The sequence below is a fragment of the Lacrimispora sp. 210928-DFI.3.58 genome, assembly GCF_020554865.1.
Classification (GTDB): Bacteria; Bacillota; Clostridia; order Lachnospirales; family Lachnospiraceae; genus Enterocloster.
Window position 1 is genome coordinate 1 of sequence record NZ_JAJCIC010000046.1, and the last position, 21,953, is coordinate 21,953.

Sequence of the window (21,953 nt, forward strand, 5' to 3'; positions counted from 1 at the left end):
AAAGAAAAGTGGTGCTGGGCGTAATCAACTAGCACCAACTTTGTCTACAGTCTGGAGGCTGCTTTAGCAGCCCTTTTTTTATTGCGGGGGATCCGGCAAAATACGTCCGTGACGTGTTAAACCGGATTCCCCGCAATTTAGGCTCTTTTTACGGGACATAATCTACATTATGTCGCAAACAAGGGGAAATGCGAATGAGTGAGGATCTGAGAGGACGGCGGTTCAACCGTTTGATGGTGATAGAACAGGAAGAGAGGGAGAACACAAAGCGGCGATATTGGCGGTGTCTCTGTGACTGCGGAAACGAGACCGTGGTAGAAGAATCCCACCTGAAAGGAGGGCATACAAAAAGCTGTGGCTGTTACCGGAGAGATCTGCCCAAAGAAAAACGGCTGGATCTGAGAGGAAAGCGTTTTGGACGCCTGGTAGCCATAAGACCGGCAGAGGGAAAAGTAGGAAAGGACTACTGGGAATGCCTCTGTGACTGTGGAAATCATATTGTCTGTCAGAAGGAGAATCTGTGCTCCGGCAATACCAAAAGCTGCGGCTGCCTGCAGGCGGAAATACGCAAGCTCAATATGAAGAAGGCCATCCATTTTGTGGAGGGCACCTGTCTGGAGCGCATAGCCAGCCGCAGGAATACGGCCAATAATACCAGCGGCCAACGGGGTGTCTACCGGAGAGAAAATGACCGTTGGAGGGCTTTGATCGGCTTTCAGGGAAAGGTCTATAATCTCGGAACCTTTATCCGGTATGAAGATGCAGTGGAGGCAAGGAGGCGGGCAGAAGCAGAGCTGTATGATCCGATGTTGCAGAAGTATGGGACAGCAGGAGAGAATGACAGCTCCTGAGGTATTTGACAGAGAGATCATCTCTGGCTTCCATACACGCCGGGAGCGTTGATATAAACAGGCGTGAATACATGTGAAAGAGTGAAAAAAGAAATGGAAAAAGGAGGGGAAGCTATGGAGCAGAAAAGAGGGGCAAAGGGCATGAGCCATAAAAAGCCCAGAACGCCGCTGCGAAAGCGCATGAAGGTGATAGGAACTTATCTGCTGCTGGTATCGCTGCTGTTTGGAAGCGTGAACAATTCCATGTTTGATGTCTTTGGCGGCCAGGCAGCCATGAAGGAGGAGTTCTGCATTCACGCGGATGATCTCAAGCTGGCGGCAGCAGAGGCGCTGGATAGCGGACAGCCAATGGAGGAGTCGCTGGAATTTGAATGTAAGGATAAGAGTCTGTTGAACAAGTATGAACAGCTATTTGCAGCAGATGGAAGGCTTTACGAGATTTTTCCGGAATACACGAGAACCTATGAGGTGGATGACATTGATTTGAGGGTGTTCCTGCGCATAGCAGAGGACGCGGATCCGGAAACCTACGCTCTCACAGGTGAGGAGGAGCTGATTTTCCTCTATGTAAATGGCGGTGAGGAGGCAGTGTCGGGCAGAGTTAATATTGATGGACTTGTGTCCGGAAATTGTACCCTCAAGGCCTATGAGACTGTTTTCGGAGAAAAAGACGGGACGGTCAGAGGAAATACCGGAAGCGCCGGGAGCGGAAGCAGAGGACCGGGAGCAGGAAGCGGAAGCTTAAGCGCTGGAACAGGGATTACAGAAACAGGGGCTGCGGAAGCAGGAAGCAATCCTGGCGGTTCTGCTGGAAATGAAACAGAAGCAGGCGTACTGCCCGGAGAGACAAATGAGACCTCCTCCGGTCAGGAAGGCAATGCAGGCTTAGAACCTTCGGATGGAACTCCAGAGGAAGGAGAAAAGGGAGAAGTTTCAGATAAGCCGGACTCGAACCCAGAGAATGGCGGAAGCCAGGCAGGAGATTCCGGTGCATCTGGGACAGAAGGATCTGCAGGCGGTAATTCCGGCAGTATAGAGGATTCTGGCAGTGGGACTGAAGCCGGAGGAGTAAGCGAAGGAAGCGGCGAGATCGGAGACGGAGGAGTAAGCGAAGGAAGCGGCGAGACCGGAGACAGTGAAGCAGCTGGAGGAAGCGGTGAGACCGGAGACAGTGGTACATCCGAAGGAAGCAGCGAGACTGGAGACGGAGGCGCAAGCGGAGAAAGCAGTGAGTCCGGAGATAGTAGCACATCCGGAGAAGGAAGCAGCGGAGACAGCGGAACTTCTGACGGAGGCAGCGATGCCAGTGAAGACAGCGGCTCAAATGAAGAAGGTTCACAGCTGTCCATGTCCTTAAAGCCCATCCGTTTGCTGGCTGTAAGTGCAGACACGATGGTAGAGCTGGCGGAGGATGAAAAGGAAGCAGCAGAGGAAGAATACGAAACAGAAGCAGAATCTGAGGAAGAGACAGATGTAGAACCAGAGGAGGAGACGGAAGAAGAGCCTGCAGAAGAAACAGGGGCTGGAACCGGGAAGGAGACAGAGGCGGAAACTGGAGGAGACGCAGCGTCCGAACCTGAAACAGAAGCGGAGTTTGAGCCTGAGACAAAGCCTGGGGACTCCTCAGAGCCTGGAACAGAAAGCGAAGAGACAGAGACAGGAAATACAAGCAATCAGGAGCCAGGAGCAGCTTCCGAGAGTGGGGAAGCTCCAGATGAGAGCGGGACAGATCAGTCCACGGCCAGACCGGCAGATTTATCATACACTGGTGATGCAGTAGCACATCCCGATGTAAAGGTAGAGCTGGAGGAGGAGGTTTCCTTTGACCGCAGAGGAATTCTGACTGGCGAGACATACAATCTGGCAGCTCTGGATCAGACGGTGACGGCCCGTGCATTTACAGTAACATTTTCCCAGCTGGGGCTCGATAAAGAGTACCTGGAGGCAGAAGCCCACATCATCGACTATCTGATCGATCCCGTTGGCAGCGCAGAGCTTGTGAAAGCGCCGAAGCTTGTAAGGGACGGGGCCCAAGTGGCCTTTGGCATTGTGCCCCAGGCCGGATATGCCGTTATGGAGGTAACTGCTAATGGTGAAGAGCTGGAAGAGATCGAGGTAGAGGATATTATAACAGAAACTCCGTTTGAGAATGTTTACTCCAACGCAACGCCTTCCGAGGCCGTTTACTCCAACGCAACGCCTTCCGACGCCGTTGATGCGAACACGGGCTCTTCCTCTGCCGGATCTTCTGGCACATTCCGGACAGATGCTGTCTATTATCAGATCCCGGAGGTTCTGGAGGATCAGGAGGTAGAGATCTTCCTGGAGGAAATTGTGCCGGGGACCCATCCGGCCTTCCACTATGCGAAGACCATAAACGGAGTGACCGTAACTGTTTCTACAGAGGAGGGAATCCTTCCAGAGGGAACAAAAGCCGTGGTTGAAGAGGTTACCAGCCATGTTGAAGAAGCGGTTAAAGAAAAAGTGGAACAGGAAAATACCGAAGCTGAGAGCACAGAGGTAACTTCCGTACTTGCCTATGATATTACCCTTTATGACGCAGACGGCAATAAGCTGGATGACAGCTGGAGCAATAACGGATATGTAAATGTGTCATTTACAGGTGCGCCTATTGAGGAAAAGAGTAAGGAGGCCGACAGCGTTGAGATCATGCATCTTGATACGGATGCAGATGTGAGAAACGAAGAGATCGCTTCCGGCGAGGTGTCAGAGCTTGATCGGATGACAGAGACTGTGAGTGTGCCTGGAGAGGAGAATATTACAGAGATTGCATTTGATGCCCAGCATTTTTCAACCTATACGGTAGTATTCAAGCGTAACAATTGGAACAGCAGCACACTTAGCATTCATGTTGTAGATACAGCTGGAACCGAAATAGGGGAGGATAATAGATATACCTACAGTAATGTAAGCAGCGGAAACAGCTATTCTGTAGAGACGATCGCAGCCGAGATAGTGAAGGGACTGCCCGGATATGTCTTTGAAAAAGCGACAACAGATAAGGCTGGGAATAAGCCTTTTACTGAATTTTATTACGTATCCAGCGGAGGCAGTAATGGGCTTTATCTTACAAAAACGACTGGATGGTTGGGAATCCCTTCTTACTCCAATCCGATCACAGAGGCCTACTTCTGGTTTAAGAAAGATAATTCTACAGTGATTTTTGATCCCAACACAGCTCAAGGAGGAATCGGAGCCCCTGTTGAGAGAAATATGACAGATGGGAACCGCACACTGCCAGAGCCGGAGGAAATTGGAATTTCTCACAAGGATGAGTGGATATTTGCAGGATGGTCAACGGATTCTTCGGGTCAGGGAAAGGTTTATATTGCAGGTATCGAGCCAGATGAAAGTATCATTAAGAGTGGAACGAGGCTGTACGCTATCTGGTTTGATCCAAATGGGAAAGATAATAATACGGCGTATTTCTACATCCGGAAGGATGGAGAAATTCAATATGAACCAGGGGGCTATGGACAGAAGTTTTATTACCCTAGCGATACAGACGCGGGTGAGCAGCAGTATGAACTCCATGGCAAATTGAAAACGCCGGTAGCTGTTAATAATGATCTTGAGAAGGTGGCCCAAAATCTGCAGGAAGTTCCAACAGATAAACAGATACAGGAGGTGCTGAGCAAATATAATGTTGAGTTTGATCCAGATACTCAGGAAATTGTCTGGTATGTAATTAAATTCCGAAAAGCTGGAACAGATGGTACAACTCTATGGAACGTAGACGGCGTTATCCGTGATAAGAATAAATATGAACTCAAATATGACCCTAATGGAGGCTCTATTAATGTACCTGGAAGCAATGAATATGCAGAGGGCACAGACGTAGATATCAATTTTGAGAAAATTCCGACAAGATCGGGATATGAATTCCTTGGATGGGATGAGAATAAGGATGCCGCAACGCCTATATATATCAAGGGGCAAGAACCGACAACTATTAAAATGCCGGATCATGATGTAACTTTATATGCAATATGGCAGAACAAGCTTTCCACCCTTTCCGGTACAAAGATATGGAGCGATGGTAGCAATGAGCATGGGACCCGCCCTGAGATAAGCACAGGAGTTCCGCTAGAGCTTACGAAAACGGTTAACGGGCAAAGCTCGGTGGTAACTGGAGTAAGCCCCACATGGACTATCGTAAGCGATAATGAATGGAAATGGGAGTATCTTGGTTTACCAGAGTATGAAGGCGACTATCCGATTACTTATTCTGTTAAGGAAGTAATTGATCCTTCGGATCGGTACGAAGCAAGTCAGACAGGGAATGAAATTACCAATACCCTGAAGACAGGAACCTTTGAAATATCAAAGAAATTGGAGGATATTTCCCTTCCTAATGAGAATTATAGCAAGGTAAAATTCCAGATATATAAGGCGAACCAGGATTGGAACTATGCAGAGACAGATACTATGCTGTCATCTCCGATAGCAGTCGACAAAACAAGTGGTCTGGTTTGTTTTGATAACCTGTTTGATGGCAGGTATGTAATTGTTGAGACCAATACGGCTCCGGGATATCAAATAGTATCGGATATCCAGCTTGAGGTAAGTTGGGACAGTGGTACATATGTGTATAAGGTGAATGGAGAGCCAGTCGAGGGATCCAGCTACGAAATAATCAATTACAAAGGCACTGAGCTCCCGGAGACAGGAGGCCCTGGTACAGAGTTCCTTAAGGGCGCCGGCTGGACAATGATTACAGTTTCGGCAGCATTGGCCGGGTTTGATATTATGAAATATTTCCGGCGCAGGCAGGAGATTTAAGAAAAATGTTGATCTGCGGAGGCAAAGACCTCCGCGGGAGACATAAAAAATGAAGGGAAAGAGAAAAGGAGGGAAACAAATCAGAGGTCTTTTAGGGAGGATCTTGCAAAATAACAGCAATCAAGAAGCAGAAAGGAAGCAAAGGGAATGAAAAAGTTGAAAAAAGTTTTAAGTATTTTATTAACGGTCGTCATGGTATTGGCAATGTCGGCAACCGTATTTGCAGCAGGCGAGGGAAGTATTAAGATCGAGAATGGACTTGCAGGTCAGACGTATTCTGTTTACAGGATCTTTGATCTGGAAAGCTATAATGCCGAAAGTGGAGCTTATGCCTATAAAGTAAATTCCAGCTGGACCAATTTTATTAACCAGGACAGCATTAAGGGCGAATATGTCAATGTGGATGATCAGGGCTATGTGACCTGGGTGGAAGCAAAAAATAACGATGCAGGTGCCGCCGAATTTGCGAAGCTTGCCATAGCTTACGCAAAGGCAGAGGCTACGAAGATTGACCCTGTTGCTACAAAAGCACCAGCAGCAGATGGAGAGGTTGCATTTACAGGTCTCGATCTGGGCTACTATCTGGTGGATTCTACAGTCGGAGCACTCTGCGGCCTGGACACTACAAAGCCTACCATTTCCATTAAAGATAAGAACGGCGGTGTCCCTGTTATTGATAAGGAGCTTGTGGATAAGGATGGAAATGCTATTGGAAAAGGCGAAGAAAATTCTGCCTCCATTGGCGATACTGTTTACTTTAAAGTTACAATTACAGCAAAGGCCGGAGCAGAGAATTATGTAATGCACGATACAATGACAGATGGCCTTACTCTGAATGAAGACAGTATTGAGATTGAAGGTGCAACAAAGGGCCAAGACTATACTGTGGCAACAAAAGATTCTGAGGGAAATGCTCTTGCTGATAGATGTACATTTGAGATCAGCTTCAGCGAGGACTTCCTGAAGAAAATTGATGAGGATACAGAACTTGTTGTAACCTATAATGCAGTATTAAACGAAAATGCGGTTGTCGGTAAATCCGATACAAACACAGCTGAATTGGATTATGGAGATGATCAGCATACCACTGCCGGAAGCCAGACCACAACGAATACCTTTGATGTAGATGTATTCAAATATGCTCTTAAAAATAATGTTGAGACCGGCCTGGCAGGTGCAGTATTCAAGCTGGAAAAGGCTGACGGCACAGGGATTCGTGTTGTAGAGGCAGAAACTGAAAATACATACCGCGTGGCTCTTAACAGTGAGACTGCCTCCAGGGAGAGGATCACTACTGCTGCGGATGGCAAATTTACTGTATATGGCCTGGCTGCCGGAAACTATAAGCTGGAGGAGATAACGGCTCCAAATGGCTACAATAAGTTAGAGGCTCCGGTTGAATTTACAATTAAAGATGACGGAACTACGGAAGTAAAGAATGCGGAAGGAAATAGCGTAGCAGCAGACAGCGTTGACATTCTGAACAAGACAGGAGCCCTTCTTCCCTCCACCGGCGGTATCGGCACAACCGTATTCTACGCTGTCGGTATTATCCTGATGGCAGGTGCTGTATTCTTTGTAGTGAGAGGAAGAAAGAACGACTGATTATTGATTATCCGGGCGTGAAACAGCGCTTTGGAGGGAAGGGAGAAGAGAGGCTGCATGAGAAAACGCATATCGGCTATTATAATTGCCATCATTTTTCTGACAGGCCTCTCTGTTCTTCTATATCCGACGGTCAGCGATTATATCAATGAGAGGCATGCTTCCAGGGCTATCGCCGCCTATGACAGGTTGGTAGAGGAGCTGCCGGAGGAAGATTATGGCAGAGAGCTTCAGGAGGCAGAGGTCTATAATGGGTATCTTGCCGGACTGGGTAATCTGGGAACAGCAGTTGCAGCGGAGCAGGAGCGGGAAGACAGTCCCTATGAGGGGCTTCTCAATGTGGGCGGCAATGGGATCATGGCTGTCATCCAAATTCCCTCCATCGGTGTGCAGCTTCCCATCTACCACGGCACAGATGAAGGCGTTCTCCAGGTAGCAGCAGGCCATTATATGGGTTCCTCCCTCCCCATAGGAGGGGAGAGCACCCATGCCCTGATCACAGGACACAGGGGTCTCCCGTCAGCGAAGCTGTTTACAGATTTGGATCGTCTGGAAACAGGAGACGTGTTCTATATCAAGGTTTTAGGGGATATCCTGGAGTATGAGATCGATCAGATCCAGGTCGTGCTCCCTTCGGAGCTTGACAGCCTTTCTATTGAGGAAGGACAGGATTACGTAACTCTGATCACCTGTACTCCCTATGGTATCAACAGCCACCGGATGCTGGTCCGGGGCACAAGGATTCCTTATGATGGAAACTATGAGGAAAAGGCGCCAGTGAAGCCGGCGCCGGGAAAAAGCGATATTCCCCGGGAGGAGAGCCGGGGCAGGGCCTTCAGCACGCAGCAGTGGATCCTGTTTGGAGCGGCGGCATTTGCCATCGCAATCCTTCTGGGACTTCTGATACCAGGAAAGAAGTCCGGGAAAGGGAAGCGGGCCGGGGCGGATAAGATCGAAGAAAGAAGGAAGCCATGAAGAAAATAAACAGAAAAAACAGGGTGGCGGCTTTTCTGGCAGCAGTGCTGCTGACATCCATCTGTCTTTGCCAGGCAGTGTTGGGCGCAGAGAATGCGGGAATTGATGTATCGCGGAAGATATCTCTGACGATCGATCTGGAGGCAGAGAGCAGGAGGGCCACCATTTCTCTTTACCAGGTAGGGCAGTGGGACGGAAGTACAGGGAAATATGTGCTTACCGACGAATATGCTCCTTCTGGGGCAAATATTGATGAAACCACGGCATCAGGAGCTTTGGAGGCTGCCAGGAAGCTGGAGTCCTATGCAAAAGAGCGGGGGCCGGCTGCCATTAGCACCCAGGCTACTGCATCCGGCAGGCTGACATTTACAGGTCTTGACAATGGCTTGTATCTGGTTTGCCAGAGCCGGGGCTCATCTGACAATGTTGTCATCAGCCCATTTTTAACAACACTTCCTGTGATAGATGTGGAAGCAGGCAATTGGGTCTATGATGTGGTTTCAGTGACAAAATGTGAACCCATTACCACTCCGGGAGGCAGTCACTCCGGCGGAGGCGGTGGAGGCGGCGGGGGCGGCGGAAGCTCCAGCGGCCACAGAGCTGTGAGCACTGCGGACGGCGGCCCGGGAGTAGTCCAGGCGGCTCCGGACGGTGTTCCTGAAGAGCCTGCTGTGCCTCCAATCATAGGATTGCTGCCCAGAACAGGAGACAGTGCGGTGAGATTCCAGATCTTTTTTGGAATCGCCATCGCAGGAGCTGCACTGTTTGTAGTGGCAGCCCGAAAGGCGAGAAAGAAGAACGAGCAGTAAAAATAGAACGGATATGCCGCTGTATGACAGAATATGTTGTATGGCGGCATTCTGCGCAAAAGAGAAAAAGCTGCAATAGTTAACGGTGTTCCTGTATGTGAGAAAAGGGGTGAAAGAGGAAATATGAGAAGAAGAATCTGGCAGTTAACAGCGATATTGGCCTTCTGCTGCATGGCAGCCGGGCTGGGAGGCCTTGTCCGGGAATATTGGATCAGAGAGCAGGAGCAGAGGGACTATGAGAGTCTGGCGTCCGAGGTGCGCGGGATCAGGGAGGAGATACCGGGGGCAGAGCCGGGAATAGAAGGGGAAGAAACTCTGGGGACATGGAGCGCAGAGGCTTTAAGGGAGAAAGAGCAGGAGAGGGGAGAAGGAGCAGAGGAGCCCTGGGATCCGGATGGAGTAACGATTGATTTCGAGGCCCTCCGGGCAGTTAATCCCGATGTGGTGGGATGGATCATTGTGCCGGGCACCAGTATTGATTACCCTATCCTTCAGGGGAGGGACAATGAGGAATATCTGCATAAAAATGTGAGGGGAGCGAAAAGTGTAGCGGGAGCCATTTATCTTGATTCAGAGGACAAGAAGGATTTTTCCAGCCTCCATAACATCCTTTACGGCCATCATATGAGAAATGGCATTATGTTCAGTGACATTACACAATATAAAGAGCAGGACTATTTTGACACACACAGGGATATTTACATCTATACCCCGGAGGGCATGGTTCATCTGAAAGCATTGGCTGCTCTTTATACCACGCCTGATGCTGCCCGCAGGCAGATTCATTTTAAAAATGAGGATGAATTTGAGCTCTATATAAAAGAAATGACTGCAGGAGCCCAGGCAAAGGCCTCTGAAGATGCAGAAATTCACCGCCTGTACTCCTTCGTTACCTGCAGCTATGAGATCCGTGATGGGCGGACCATCCTTTATGCTTATGAGGCGGATGAGGGCTGAAAATAATTGGGCAGGCCTCTTCCGTCCTTCCGGCAGCTGTGATGCAAAATGGGTGCAAAATGCGTAGCTCAAGAAAAAAAGATTGACAGAATCCGGCCGGCTGATTATAATAAATTCAGCGAGTTAAAGTGACAGTATGATATAGAAAACCGTTGAGCAGGAGTAAGTAAGGTTGTATTTCCAGGCGCAGAGAGCTTCCGGATGGTGTAAGGAAGCGTTGGGATAGAGTCTGAATGGACCTGCGAGGGCATCGGGAAACCGGAGGAGAACACCGAAGGGAGTATAGATTGACGGGTATCCCACCGTTACCAGGGAGAACGCATGATGGTGCGTTGCAGAGCGGGCGTAAAATATCTTGTTCGATGACACAGCATCAGGTACTATTTGACTTGATGCTTTTTATTTTCCAGATGGAGGTGCTGGGCTGCCTTCCACAGGATCAAAGGAATAAGAGAACGCCAATCAGGGTGGTACCGCAGAAGTGAAAAGCTTTTGTCCCTGTTGATTACAGAAATGTAACCGGCAGAGACAAGAGCTTTTTGTCATATTAGGAGATTTGACTTTAGGAAATGGAGGATATTACAATGATGGTTCCCACATGTGAAGAGATTTTAAAGCTGGCAGACAACTATGACATCATTCCTGTGTGCAGTGAGGTATATGCAGATGTGGTGACGCCGATCACACTGCTGCGGCGGATCGCAGAGAGAAGCAGCCGGTTCTACCTGTTAGAGAGCATTGAAGGAGGAGAAAAGTGGGGACGGTATTCCTTTCTGGGCTATGACCCCATTATGCGGGTGACCTTAAAGCAGGGAAAGGTTTCTATTGAGAGCAGGACAGAAGATTTTGTCTCAAAGACCTTGGAAACAGATAAGCCCTATGATGTCTTAAGGAACATTTTAAAGAAATATAAATCTCCCAGGCTGAAAGGGCAGCCGCCATTTACAGGAGGCTTTGTGGGATATTTCTCCTATGCCATGATCGAGTATGCAGAGCCCACCCTTCACATCACCAGAGGAGATGCCAATGACTTTGATCTGATGCTGTTTGACAAGGTGATCGCCTATGACCATCTGAAGCAGAAGATCGAGATCGTAGTGAATATGAAGACCGGGCGCAGGACGGGCGCGGAGCTTGGAACGGAAGCCGGGGCAGAGCCGGGGCATGGAGCGGGACTTGACTTCCTTATGGGAGAATACGGAAAGGCCTGTGCGGAGATAGAGGCCATCACAGCGTTGATCAACGACTCTGCACCTCTTAAAAAGCTGGCTTCTACAGAAAAACCAAACTTCACCTGCAACGTATCAAAGGATGAGTATTGCAGGGTTGTGGAGAAGACAAAGGAATATATCCTGGACGGCGACATTTTCCAGGCAGTGATCTCCAGGCAGTTTACCAGTCCCTATGAAGGAAGCCTGTTAAATGCCTACCGGGTCTTAAGGACGACAAACCCATCGCCCTATATGGTGTATATGAATATTGACGGGGATGAGATCATAAGCACCTCGCCGGAAACTCTGATCCGCCTGGAAAATGGCCGCCTCACCACCTTCCCGGTGGCAGGCTCCAGGCCCAGAGGAGCTACAGAAGAGCTGGATAAGGAGCTGGAGGCAGAGCTTTTGGCAGATGAGAAGGAGCTGGCAGAACACAATATGCTGGTAGACCTGGGGAGAAATGATATTGGAAGGATCGCCTCCTTTGGTTCTGTGGAGGTGACGGAGTACCAGATGATCCACCGGTATTCTAAGATCATGCACATCTGCTCCCAGGTAGAAGGAGATATAAGGCCGGAATGCGATGGCTGCTCCGCCATAGAATCCCTTCTTCTCGCCGGAACGCTTTCGGGAGCGCCGAAGATCAGGGCCTGTGAGATCATTGAGGAGCTGGAGCAGGTTCCAAGAGGCGTGTACGGCGGCGCTTTGGGATATCTGGATTTTACAGGAAACCTGGACACCTGCATCGCCATCCGCATGGCGGTGAAGCAGAATGGCAGGGTGACAGTCCAGGCCGGAGGCGGCATTGTGGCAGACAGCGTGCCGGAGTCTGAATATCAGGAGTCAGCCAACAAAGCGGGAGCCGTGATACAGGCCATTATAAATGCAGGGGAGGTAAATGACAGATGATCCTTTTGATTGATAATTATGACAGCTTTTCCTACAACCTGGTGCAGATGCTGGGAAGTCTGGAGCCTGATATCCGGGTGGTGCGGAATGACAAAATCACAGTAGAAGAAATCGAAGCCATGGCTCCCAGCCATCTGGTCCTTTCGCCGGGGCCGGGATATCCGAAGGACGCAGGGATCCTGGAGGAGGCTGTGGTAAGGCTTGCAGGGAAGCTTCCTATCCTCGGAGTGTGCCTGGGCCACCAGGGCATCTGTGAGGCCTTTGGAGGCAAGGTGGCACATGCAAAAAAGCTGATGCATGGAAAGCAGAGCATGGTGGAGACAGGAGTTGGAGGAACGAAATGCCCGCTGTTTGAAGGACTTCCCTCTAAGATCCCGGCGGCCCGCTATCATTCCCTGGCGGCGGTACCGGAATACCTTCCGGCGGAGCTTAAGATCACCGCAAGAGATTGTGAGGAAGGGGAGATCATGGCAGTACAGCACAGGGAATATCCCATATATGGCCTCCAGTTCCACCCGGAATCCATCCTGACGCCCCAGGGGAAGGAGATCCTTGCAAACTTCCTGAAAATCAGGGCCGGAATCTGAAGATCAGTGACAAACTCCTGGACACGTTCCGGGAAAATACAGCAAACAAAAAATAAAAGCGAAAAAGCAGTGATAAAAAAGGAGAATGATCATGATAAAGCAGGCAATCCACCAGTTGGTAGAAAATAAAAATTTGGACTATGATACAACAAAGCAGGTTATGGACGAAATTATGAGCGGTGAGGCTACACAGGCACAGATATCCGCTTTTATCACCGCACTTAGGATGAAGGGGGAAACCATAGAGGAAATCACAGCCTGCGCCGCTGTTATGCGTGACAAGGCAGTAAAGCTTACACCGCCCTTTGAGGTCATGGACATTGTGGGAACAGGAGGAGATGAGGCAGGAACCTTCAACATTTCTACTACCAGCGCCTTTGTGGCTGCCGCAGGAGGCATCCGGGTGGCAAAGCACGGCAATAGAAGCGTGTCCAGCAGGAGCGGCGCTGCGGATGTGCTGGAGCACCTGGGAGCCTGCCTGGACTTAAGTGCAGAGCAGGCAGAAAAGGTATTGGAGGACACGGGAATGTGCTTCCTTTATGCACCTGCCCACCACTCTTCTCTGAAATATGCAGCTCCTGTGAGGAAGGAGACCGGAATCAGAAGCATTTTTAATATTCTGGGGCCTCTTTCCAATCCGGCAAATGCTTCCATGCAGCTTCTTGGCGTGTACAGCAGAGATTTGGTGGAGCCGCTGGCCCAGGTGCTGTCAAATCTGGGAGTTACAAGAGGAATGGCCGTATGCGGTGGAGACGGACTGGACGAAGCCACACTCACGGGACCAACCCATGTGTGCGAGATACGGTTTGGGGAGCTGACCAGCTATGAGATCACACCGGAGGAGCTGGGTCTTACACCCTGCCGCCCGGAGGACCTGGTGGGAGGCACACCGGAGGAAAATGCAGAGATCACAAAAGCGATCCTTTCCGGCAGCCTGACAGGGCCGAAGAAGGATGTGGTGGTGTTAAACGCGGCCTTAAGCCTTTATCTGGGAATTGATAACTGTACCATAAAAGACTGCATCGCAACGGCAAAGGAGCTGATCGAGTCAGGAAAGGCCCTGGAGAAGATGGAGGAATTTATCCGGGCAACTCAGGAAGCAAAGGCAGGACTTTCATAGAAAACCTGCATGCGCCCGGCTGGCGGGCGAGCCATCGAACCGCGAAGGTCTGGCGGGCGCACTTGGCATACCTGAAATTATGCCGCCTTACGGCAGCGGTTTTTCATAGAAAGCATTTATGGACAGAACAGGAGAGAGAGTATGATATTGGATACGATCGCGGCTTCCACGAGAAAGCGGGTGGAGAAGCATAGGGAGAAAAAAAGTCTGGAGCAGGTAAGGCGGGAAGCCCTGGAACTGGCGGAGAAGGACGGAAGGGCTGCAGAGGAGAGGGCAGCCGGGCCAGAAGATGAGCAGGAAAAGGCAGTCAGGTCAGGGAAGAACCAGACAGCCAATGCCAGCCTGGTTCTGCCCTTCGAGGCAGCTCTCAGGCGTCCCGGCGTCTCCTTTATCTGCGAGGCGAAAAAGGCATCCCCTTCAAAGGGATTGATCGCCCCTCATTTTCCCTACGTGGACATTGCAAGAGAATATGAGGAGGCAGGGGCAGATGCAATGTCTGTGCTGACGGAGCCGGAATTTTTCCTGGGAAATGACAGCTATTTAGAGGAGATACACAGGGCAGTGGATCTTCCACTTTTGAGAAAGGATTTTACCATTGATGAGTACCAGATCTACGAGGCAAAGGTGTTAGGCGCCTCCGCAGTGCTGCTCATCTGTTCCCTGCTAAATGGTGAGCAGTTAAAGCGCTACATCGGCATATGCCGGGAGCTGGGGCTGTCACAGCTGGTGGAGGCCCATACAGATGAAGAGGTTTCAGTGGCAGCAGAGGCAGGAGCCACGATTATAGGGATCAACAACAGGAATTTGAAGACCTTTGAGGTGGATTTTTCCAATGCCTTAAGGCTGCGCAGGCTTGTTGATAAGAATACGGTCTTTGTGGCGGAAAGCGGTATCCGTGGACCGGAGGATGTAAAGGCCCTAGCTGAGGCAAAGGTGGATGCAGTGCTCATTGGGGAGACCCTTATGAGGGCAGAAAATAAAAAGGAAATGCTGCAAAGGCTGCGGGCAGCAGCAGGAGGCCTGGCATGAATAGGGAAACCTGTAAGATAAAAATCTGCGGCCTAAGCCGTCCAGAGGATATAGAGGCTGCAAATGAAATAGGACCCGATTATATCGGCTTTGTCTTTGCAAAGAGCAGCCGCCAGGTGACTTATGAGAGGGCGGCGAGGCTGAAAGAAATGCTGGATGGACGGATAAAAGCAGTAGGAGTATTCGTGAATGCCTTACCTGAGGAAATACTGGCTCTTTCAGAGGGGATAGGTGGGATTAGTCCGGTTATTGATATGATCCAGCTGCACGGTGACGAGGATGAGGACTATATAAAGAGGATCAAGGAATGCACTTCAAAGCCAATCATAAAGGCTGTTCGGGTCAGAAGCCGGGAGGATATCATAAAAGCCCAGGCCCTGCCCTGTGATTATCTTCTCCTGGATACCTTCACAAAGGGGCAGTACGGCGGAAGCGGACAGCAGTTTGACTGGAGCATGATACCAAAGGTCCCCAAGCCCTATTTTCTGGCTGGGGGTATCTGTATGGATAATATAAGGAAAGCCGCAGACCAGGGAGCCTTCTGCATCGATGTGAGCAGCGCTGTGGAGACAAATGGGAAAAAGGATAGAACGAAGATGAAAGCGATCGTGGAGGTGCTAAGAAACGGCCAAAGACGATAAGGCCTGGAAAATGCAGAGCGCGCTCTGGAGTAAACAGAAAAACCAAAGAGTAAAAAAGAAAGGTCAGTCCATGATTTGGACCGGCCTTTTTGTTCTATAGATGATTTCTTCAGGGCTCTCTGTGTAACAAAAGCCCTCTGGGTATATCATGTCTGTGAAGTTTTCATTTTCTGTATAAGCTGCACCCTGTTTTTCACGCCCACCTTCTGGTAAATGTTGTGAATATGCTTTCGCAGAGTGGAATCGCTTATATAGAGAAGACCGCATATATCAGTAGGGGATTTTCCATTGTTCAGGAGTTGGACGATCTCAAATTCGCGTTTGGTAAGGCCGTGGGCTTCCGAAAACTCTCCGATAGGTGTGCGTTTACTGCTGTCTGCCTGCTGTACGGGAACAAGTACAAAATTAGCCAGATAGAAAAACTTCAGCTCAATATGGATCTTCAGCATTTCCAATATGTATAATTCGCGTTCTGTAAAATCCTGCTCAGACTTCTTCCTCCATATGGCAATGGCACCCAGAGCCTGGTCCCGGTGGACGTAGGTCATGTAGATAGAATAATAAAGCTCCTGAGGCTGCAGGATCTCGTGGTATAGGGGCATACCCTCCCAGGATTTGTCGGGCAGAATATCAAAATAGCGGAAAACGCAGCTCCATGGGCTGTTGAGATAATTCAGCCATTTGGGTTCATAGTTGCCGTTCATATATTTGTCCAACAAAAGGTATTCCTCCGGCCGCTTAGGAACCGCATTGGCTTGGCTCAATACGATCTTCTGGTTGACACGGGATGCCTTAAAGATCATTCCCTGAGTAAATGGAATGATGGTCCGTATTTGCTCTAATACTGTTTTGGAAAATTCTTCATAGTTTCTGCACCGGTTGATCCGGTAAACAAGCTGAGATATGGCCTGCCATTCGTATGTTAAAAGATTTTCTGTCATAAAAAAGTACCCCACTGTGCAATAGAATACCACAAAAATACCAATTTGTCAAAAAAATAGCATTTTTGTTCCGTTAAAATCAACACAAGGACAATAGGAGTTTTCTGCGCAGTTTTGTATAATATTTACATATGATAAAAATTTGACAAAGTAAAAATTGTTCAAAACTATGAGCAGGAGACTGCTGGTAAAGGAAAAGGAGGACAAAATGAAAGGTTTTGTAACAGCAAAGGAAGCGGCTGCCCTGATCAAAAATGGCGATACCGTTGCATCTGCCGGAATGGCCCTTATGGGATTGTGCGAGGATGTGATCCGGGCTACAGAGGAGCGTTTCCTGGAGACAGGAGAGCCACGGGATCTGACCCTGTTTTATGGTGCTCACCAGGGAAATAACCCCATTACGGAGTATGGATGGGATCATTGGGCCCATGAGGGAATGTTAAAGCGTTGGAACGGTGGATTTTTAGGAGCCTCCCCCAAGATCATGGAGCTGTGCAATGCAAACAAGATCGAAGCTTACTGCTGGCCAATGGGAAATATTCTCCATATGTACCATGAGATCGCGATCGGCCGTCCGGGATTGATGACAAAGATCGGCTTAAAGACTTACGCAGATCCGCGCCTTGAGGGCAGCAAGGTGAATTCCATTTCCACAGAGGACATCTGTAAGGTAATCGATTTTGAGGGAGAAGAGTACTTATATTATCCGAAGCCAATGCTGAATGTAGGTGTTATCCGCGGGACCTCGGTAGATACTCACGGAAACCTGACCTTTGATGAGGAGAGCATCAACAGCGAGGCATTGTCCCTTGCAATGGCAGTAAAGAAATGCGGCGGCATTGTGATCGCTCAGGCAAAGTATAAGGCAGCTGCAGGCAGCCTCCATCCGAGAGCCGTCCATGTGCCGGGCATTTTCATCGATTATGTGGTGATCAACGAGGACATCCATACCCATCAGCAGAATGAGGCATCTGCCTATAATCCAGCTATGGCTGGCAATGTAAAGGCAGATCTGGCGGAGTTCCCGAAGCTTCCCTTAAGCGAGAGCAAGGTGATCGCCCGCCGCGCAGCCATGGAGCTGGCAGCAGGAGATACCATCAACTTAGGAATTGGTATTCCGCAGAACATTGCTTCTGTTGTAAATGAAGAAAAATGCGGGCAGTACATGACGCTTACAAGTGAATCCGGCACCGTGGGCGGCGTTGCGATCACTGGAAAAGCATTTGGAAACTGCTGGAATCCGGAATGCTTCTTAGACGAGGATGTGCAGTTTACCTGGTACTGCGGCGGCGGTCTGGGAGCAGCCTTCTTAGGACTTGCAGAGACTGATGCACACGGAAATGTGAATGTAAGTAAATTCGGACCAAAGTTCAACGGACCGGGCGGATTTATTGATATAACCCAGCCTACAAAGAAAGTGATCTTCTGCGGCGCATTCATGGCAGGAAAGCTCCAGACTGAGGTTAAGGACGGAGAGATCCACATTGTAAATGAGGGTAAATTCAAAAAGTTCGTATCCCAGGTGGGCCAGGTAACCTTCAGCGGCGATTACGCAGTGGAGTCAGGCCAGCAGGTAATGTACATTACAGAGCGCGGCGTATTTAAGCTGACAGATAAGGGCCTTATGCTGATTGAGATCGCACCGGGCATTGATCTGGAAAAAGATATTTTGGCACATATGGACTTTGAACCCATCATTTCCCCGGAGCTTAAGAAGATGGATCCTGCAATCTTTCAAGAGGAATGGGGCGGCTTAAAGGATATTCTTGAAAAGACAAAGTAGAAAAGAGAACGGAGGTTTCGATATGTCAAATGTTTTAATGGAAGTAAAGGATAAAATTGCGTACGTTACACTGAACAGAGGCCCTGCCAATGCATTTATTAATGAAATGTATATTGAGTTTGCCGATACCCTGCTGGAGCTGGGAGAGCGCGAGGATGTTGCCGTCGTTGTAGTACGTGCAAACGGAAAGATCTTCTGCGGCGGCAATGATGTCAGCGCTTTTGATTCCTTTGACTCCAGAACAAAGGCGAACTACTCCGCAGAGTGCTGCGGCTTTGCGGCAAGCTCTGTATGGAACTGCAAGAAGCCTGTGATCTGTGCCGTACAGGGCGCAGCTATGGGCGCAGGCATGTGCATTGCAGCTGCCAGTGATTTTATTATTGCAGGCGCAGGCGTAAAGTTTGGTATTCCGGAGGTAAAGCTGGGTATTCCTGCTGCAGGCGTATTTGCAAACCTGATGGTTCCCATGCATAAGGCAAAATGGATGGCCTTCACAGGCAATCCGGTTACCTCTGAGGAGCTTTACCAGTATGGAACCGTTATGAAGGTTGTTCCGAAGGAAGAGGTTTGGGACGAGGCAGATAAGTTTGCCCATGAGATCGCAGCTTCCTGCTACAGGGCTGTAGGTATTTTCAAGCAGAACTTTAACCGGAATCTGGATGCAAGGCTTTTTGATAAGTTTATGGTTGAGCAAAACAGCTTTATGGATCACATGATGAATTCCCATGACTTCCACGAGGCGATCGCAGCCTTCAGAGAGAAGCGTCCCGGAAACTTTACTGGAAAGTAGGATCCCGTAGATAGGAAAAGAAGATGGAGGAAGCATGAACCTGGTTGAACAGACAATAGGACAATGTTTGGAGCACAGGGCTTTTCTCACACCCTTATCAGGAGGGATCAGCGATGAAAGCCGCTGTTTTCAGTGGAAGCAGGTACAGCGGCTTTCGGATCATCTGGCTGTCCGGTACATAAAAATGGGGATCCGCCGGGGCTCCCATGCAGCGATCTGGAGCCTCAACTCACCGGAATATGTGCTATGCATGCTGGCGCTGCACAAGATCGGCGCCGTGGCAGTGCTGGTCAATACAGCCTACAAGGCAAAGGAGCTTCTCCAGGTCCTGGCGGAATCAGAGGCCCAGTTCCTTTTCTATGGAGAAGACGGGGAAAATCCTCATTTTGAGACAATTCTTGGAGCTTTGGACTGGCAGCAGCTCTCCGTCCGTCCGAAGTGTGTAAAGCTTGAAAGAGCGGTGCAGAAGGATGCAGAGGGGGAACTGCCGCAGGAGGACAGGAAGCTTCTGGAAGAGGCAGAGTCTCTGGTGAAGACAGAGGATACGGCATGTATTCTCTTTACCTCAGGGACGACCAGCCGCCCTAAGGGTGTGATGCTTTCTCACAGAAGCCTTGTAAATAATTCTCTGGAAATGTCTGAAAACATGCATTGGACATCAGGGGATATTATGTGCATTCCGGTTCCGCTGTTCCATTGCTTCGGGATCACAGCAGGCATTCTGTGCGGTATCCATGCAGGCGCAGAGCTTCATCTGCTAAAGCACAGCAAGTCAAAGGAGATCATGGAGCAGGTACAGAAGCGCCGCTGTACGGTTCTGAGCGGGGTTCCCACAATGTTTTTGGCGCTGGTAAGAAACCGTGAGAGAAAAAATTACAGACTGGATTCTCTGAAAAGCGGTATCATCGCCGGATCGCCTGTGACGCCCTCTGAGTATCTGGAGATATGCAGGGAGCTGGGGATGGAGAAGCTGCAGCCCTCCTACGGGCAGACAGAGTCCTCTCCCTGTATTACCATGGCCGGGTGGGATGACAGTCTCCAGCAGAAAGCAAAGACAGTGGGGCGTGCGATCTCCCATGTGGAAATATGCATAAAAAAGGATGGAGGAGCCCCGGCAGATGGCCTGAAGGATGAGGGCGAGATCCTGACACGAGGGTATCATGTGATGCAGGGGTATTACCACCGCCCGGAGGAGACAAAAAGAGTGATCGATCAGGAGGGCTGGCTCCACACAGGAGATATCGGCTATCTGGATGAGAACGGCTGCCTCTCTGTGATTGGGAGAAAGAAGGAAATGATCATACGGGGAGGAGAGAACATCTCGCCCCTTGAGATTGAACAGTGCATTCTGGAACTTCCGCAGGTGGCCGGGGTAAAGGTAGTGGGAGTGGAGGCAGAAGTACTGAAAGAGGAGATCGCAGCCTGTATCCTGGTGAAGGCTGGAAGAAAGCTGACAGGAGATCAGGTGCGCCTTCATGTAAAAGCACATTTAGCAAATTATAAAGTACCAAAATATGTCTGTTTTCTGTCAGAATTTCCTATAACAGCCAGCGGAAAGCCTTGTCTGGGGACATTAAAGGAGCTGGCTCAAAGGGAAAAGGAAAAGCAGGATAACAGGATTTGATTCAGACTTTTATGTAAAGGAGATGGTTGAGAAATGGCAGAAGCGTTTTTCACAGAGCAGCATGAATTGATCAGAAAATTGGCCCGTGATTTCGCAGAAAAGGAGCTGACAAAGGAGATCCTGGACAAGGTGGAGGAGACCGAGGAATTTCCGGAGGAGATCTTGGACAAGATGGCAAAGGCCGGCTTTTTTGGAATCAAGGTTCCAAAGGAATTGGGCGGTCAGGGAGCAGACGCACGCTCCTACGTGCTGGTAATGGAGGAGATCGCAAGGGTATCCGGCGTTGCGAGTATTTATGTATCAAGCCCCAACTCCTTATCCGGAGGCCCCCTTCTCTTAGCAGGAAATGATGAGCAGAGGGAGAAGTATTTGAGGCCTGTGGTGACAGGACAGAAGAAGCTGGCATTTGCGCTGACTGAGCCGGGTGCTGGCTCTGATGCAGGAGCAGTTGCAACCGTAGCAGTGAGGGAAGGAGACCATTATGTGCTGAATGGCCGTAAGTGCTTTATCACCATGGCTCCGCTGTCTGACTATGCAGTGATCTTTGCAAAGACAGATGTGACAAAGGGAAATAAAGGCCTTTCCGCATTTGTGGTGGATATGAAGGCCAAAGGCGTATCCTGCGGTAAGCCGGAGAACAAGATGGGCATCATCGGCTGTGCAACCTCCGACATCATCCTTGATAACGTGATCGTACCGGAGTGCGACCGTCTGGGCGAAGAAGGAGATGGCTTTAAGATTGCGATGCAGACTCTGAATACGGGGCGTCTGGGCGTAGCTGCCCAGTCTATCGGCGTGGCCCAGGGATGTCTGGACGAGGCAGTGAAGTATGCAAAGGAGAGAAAGCAGTTTGGCCGTCCCATCGGGAAATTCCAGGCCATCAGCTTCATGCTGGCAGAGATGGCAACGAAGCTGGAGGCAGCAAAGCAGCTGGTCTATAAGGCAGCCTATCTGATGGATATAAAGCAGGATGCCACCTTAAACGCCTCTATGGCAAAATATTATGCAGCAGAAGTTTGCAACGAGATCGCTCAGAAGGCCGTGCAGATCCATGGAGGCTACGGCTTTATCAAGGATTACAAGATCGAGAGAATGTTCCGTGACTGCCGCGTATTCACGATCTACGAGGGAACCAGCCAGGTACAGCAGATGGTGATCAGCGGAAAGCTGCTTAAGAAATAGCAAGGAGGAAAACAAATAATGAAGATTCTGGTTTGTGTAAAACAGGTTCCGGATACGAATGAAGTAAAGATCGATCCGGTAAAGGGAACCCTGATCCGTGACGGGGTGCCCAGCATCTTAAACCCGGATGACG

Annotated in this window: 16 protein-coding genes and 1 pseudogene; 16 read left to right on the plus strand and 1 reads right to left on the minus strand. The window is 49.6% G+C overall.

The genetic code is table 11. The features are described 5' to 3' along the window. Window positions 1–194: 194 nt before the first annotated feature. The 11 genes from LIZ87_RS19475 to LIZ87_RS19525 all read left to right on the plus strand — a co-directional run bounded on the left by LIZ87_RS19475 (window position 195) and on the right by LIZ87_RS19525 (window position 15,500). The gene (locus LIZ87_RS19475) at window positions 195–851 is read left to right on the plus strand and encodes a hypothetical protein (protein ID WP_178317212.1); all 657 of its coding nucleotides are present in this window, start codon (window positions 195–197) and stop codon (window positions 849–851) included. Window positions 852–965: 114 nt separating this feature from the next. Then, window positions 966–5,654 carry an InlB B-repeat-containing protein gene (locus tag LIZ87_RS19480; protein WP_178317213.1) on the plus strand — a complete coding sequence of 1,563 codons (4,689 nt, stop codon included), beginning with the start codon at window positions 966–968 and terminating at the stop codon, window positions 5,652–5,654. A 147-nt stretch (window positions 5,655–5,801) separates the two neighbouring features. Next, window positions 5,802–7,259 carry a SpaH/EbpB family LPXTG-anchored major pilin gene (locus tag LIZ87_RS19485; RefSeq protein WP_227148887.1) on the plus strand — a complete coding sequence of 486 codons (1,458 nt, stop codon included), beginning with the start codon at window positions 5,802–5,804 and terminating at the stop codon, window positions 7,257–7,259. A gap of 57 nt (window positions 7,260–7,316) precedes the next feature. Continuing rightward, window positions 7,317–8,234, plus strand: a complete 918-nt coding sequence (locus tag LIZ87_RS19490; RefSeq protein ID WP_227148888.1) for a class C sortase — start codon at window positions 7,317–7,319, stop codon at window positions 8,232–8,234. After that, window positions 8,231–9,043, plus strand: a complete 813-nt coding sequence (locus tag LIZ87_RS19495) for an LPXTG cell wall anchor domain-containing protein (RefSeq protein WP_227148889.1) — start codon at window positions 8,231–8,233, stop codon at window positions 9,041–9,043. The genes LIZ87_RS19490 and LIZ87_RS19495 overlap by 4 nt, the downstream gene beginning before the upstream one ends. 123 nt (window positions 9,044–9,166) lie before the next feature. Further along, window positions 9,167–10,000, plus strand: coding sequence for a class B sortase (srtB, locus tag LIZ87_RS19500; RefSeq protein ID WP_227148890.1), 834 nt, complete (start codon window positions 9,167–9,169; stop codon window positions 9,998–10,000). Window positions 10,001–10,584: 584 nt separating this feature from the next. Then, a complete protein-coding gene (locus LIZ87_RS19505; RefSeq protein WP_227148894.1) occupies window positions 10,585–12,123 on the plus strand; it encodes an anthranilate synthase component I family protein in 1,539 nt (512 codons plus the stop codon). Then, the gene (locus LIZ87_RS19510) at window positions 12,120–12,710 is read left to right on the plus strand and encodes an anthranilate synthase component II (protein ID WP_178313191.1); all 591 of its coding nucleotides are present in this window, start codon (window positions 12,120–12,122) and stop codon (window positions 12,708–12,710) included. The genes LIZ87_RS19505 and LIZ87_RS19510 overlap by 4 nt, the downstream gene beginning before the upstream one ends. Before the next feature lie 91 nt (window positions 12,711–12,801). Continuing rightward, a complete protein-coding gene (gene trpD, locus LIZ87_RS19515; RefSeq protein ID WP_227148891.1) occupies window positions 12,802–13,830 on the plus strand; it encodes an anthranilate phosphoribosyltransferase in 1,029 nt (342 codons plus the stop codon). A gap of 141 nt (window positions 13,831–13,971) precedes the next feature. Continuing rightward, entirely contained in the window at window positions 13,972–14,859 is an 888-nt protein-coding gene (gene trpC, locus LIZ87_RS19520) for an indole-3-glycerol phosphate synthase TrpC (protein WP_178313189.1), read from the plus strand. Next, the gene (locus tag LIZ87_RS19525) at window positions 14,856–15,500 is read left to right on the plus strand and encodes a phosphoribosylanthranilate isomerase (protein WP_178313188.1); all 645 of its coding nucleotides are present in this window, start codon (window positions 14,856–14,858) and stop codon (window positions 15,498–15,500) included. The genes trpC and LIZ87_RS19525 overlap by 4 nt, the downstream gene beginning before the upstream one ends. Window positions 15,501–15,646: 146 nt before the next feature. Here LIZ87_RS19525 and LIZ87_RS19530 read toward each other — a convergent pair whose 3' ends face one another. Next, complete coding sequence (locus LIZ87_RS19530; RefSeq protein WP_227148892.1) at window positions 15,647–16,441, minus strand: LuxR C-terminal-related transcriptional regulator; 795 nt, start codon at window positions 16,439–16,441, stop codon at window positions 15,647–15,649. A 208-nt stretch (window positions 16,442–16,649) separates the two neighbouring features. Between LIZ87_RS19530 and LIZ87_RS19535 the strand changes: the two genes are divergently transcribed. From LIZ87_RS19535 to LIZ87_RS22955, 5 genes and pseudogenes are all read left to right on the plus strand, one after another. Continuing rightward, a complete protein-coding gene (locus tag LIZ87_RS19535) occupies window positions 16,650–18,224 on the plus strand; it encodes an acyl CoA:acetate/3-ketoacid CoA transferase (RefSeq protein WP_178313186.1) in 1,575 nt (524 codons plus the stop codon). A gap of 22 nt (window positions 18,225–18,246) precedes the next feature. Beyond that, entirely contained in the window at window positions 18,247–19,014 is a 768-nt protein-coding gene (locus tag LIZ87_RS19540; protein ID WP_178313185.1) for an enoyl-CoA hydratase/isomerase family protein, read from the plus strand. Window positions 19,015–19,048: 34 nt separating this feature from the next. Then, window positions 19,049–20,638, plus strand: a complete 1,590-nt coding sequence (locus LIZ87_RS19545; RefSeq protein ID WP_178313184.1) for a class I adenylate-forming enzyme family protein — start codon at window positions 19,049–19,051, stop codon at window positions 20,636–20,638. 33 nt (window positions 20,639–20,671) lie between these two features. Further along, window positions 20,672–21,820, plus strand: a complete 1,149-nt coding sequence (locus tag LIZ87_RS19550) for an acyl-CoA dehydrogenase family protein (RefSeq protein ID WP_227148893.1) — start codon at window positions 20,672–20,674, stop codon at window positions 21,818–21,820. A gap of 18 nt (window positions 21,821–21,838) precedes the next feature. Then, window positions 21,839–21,953, plus strand: a pseudogene (locus LIZ87_RS22955) (electron transfer flavoprotein subunit beta); the annotation flags it as partial.

What these genes read in the sequence shown, in the direction of transcription:
- LIZ87_RS19475 (WP_178317212.1), top strand. Translation starts at nt 195, where the DNA reads ATGAGTGAGGATCTGAGAGGACGGCGGTTCAACCGTTTGATGGTGATA.
- LIZ87_RS19505 (WP_227148894.1), top strand. Translation starts at nt 10,585, where the DNA reads ATGATGGTTCCCACATGTGAAGAGATTTTAAAGCTGGCAGACAACTAT.
- trpD (WP_227148891.1), top strand. Translation starts at nt 12,802, where the DNA reads ATGATAAAGCAGGCAATCCACCAGTTGGTAGAAAATAAAAATTTGGAC.
- LIZ87_RS19480 (WP_178317213.1), top strand. Translation starts at nt 966, where the DNA reads ATGGAGCAGAAAAGAGGGGCAAAGGGCATGAGCCATAAAAAGCCCAGA.
- LIZ87_RS19525 (WP_178313188.1), top strand. Translation starts at nt 14,856, where the DNA reads ATGAATAGGGAAACCTGTAAGATAAAAATCTGCGGCCTAAGCCGTCCA.
- LIZ87_RS19540 (WP_178313185.1), top strand. Translation starts at nt 18,247, where the DNA reads ATGTCAAATGTTTTAATGGAAGTAAAGGATAAAATTGCGTACGTTACA.
- LIZ87_RS19510 (WP_178313191.1), top strand. Translation starts at nt 12,120, where the DNA reads ATGATCCTTTTGATTGATAATTATGACAGCTTTTCCTACAACCTGGTG.
- LIZ87_RS19490 (WP_227148888.1), top strand. Translation starts at nt 7,317, where the DNA reads ATGAGAAAACGCATATCGGCTATTATAATTGCCATCATTTTTCTGACA.
- LIZ87_RS19535 (WP_178313186.1), top strand. Translation starts at nt 16,650, where the DNA reads ATGAAAGGTTTTGTAACAGCAAAGGAAGCGGCTGCCCTGATCAAAAAT.
- LIZ87_RS19495 (WP_227148889.1), top strand. Translation starts at nt 8,231, where the DNA reads ATGAAGAAAATAAACAGAAAAAACAGGGTGGCGGCTTTTCTGGCAGCA.
- LIZ87_RS19545 (WP_178313184.1), top strand. Translation starts at nt 19,049, where the DNA reads ATGAACCTGGTTGAACAGACAATAGGACAATGTTTGGAGCACAGGGCT.
- LIZ87_RS19530 (WP_227148892.1), bottom strand. Translation starts at nt 16,441, where the DNA reads ATGACAGAAAATCTTTTAACATACGAATGGCAGGCCATATCTCAGCTT.
- srtB (WP_227148890.1), top strand. Translation starts at nt 9,167, where the DNA reads ATGAGAAGAAGAATCTGGCAGTTAACAGCGATATTGGCCTTCTGCTGC.
- LIZ87_RS19485 (WP_227148887.1), top strand. Translation starts at nt 5,802, where the DNA reads ATGAAAAAGTTGAAAAAAGTTTTAAGTATTTTATTAACGGTCGTCATG.
- trpC (WP_178313189.1), top strand. Translation starts at nt 13,972, where the DNA reads ATGATATTGGATACGATCGCGGCTTCCACGAGAAAGCGGGTGGAGAAG.
- LIZ87_RS19550 (WP_227148893.1), top strand. Translation starts at nt 20,672, where the DNA reads ATGGCAGAAGCGTTTTTCACAGAGCAGCATGAATTGATCAGAAAATTG.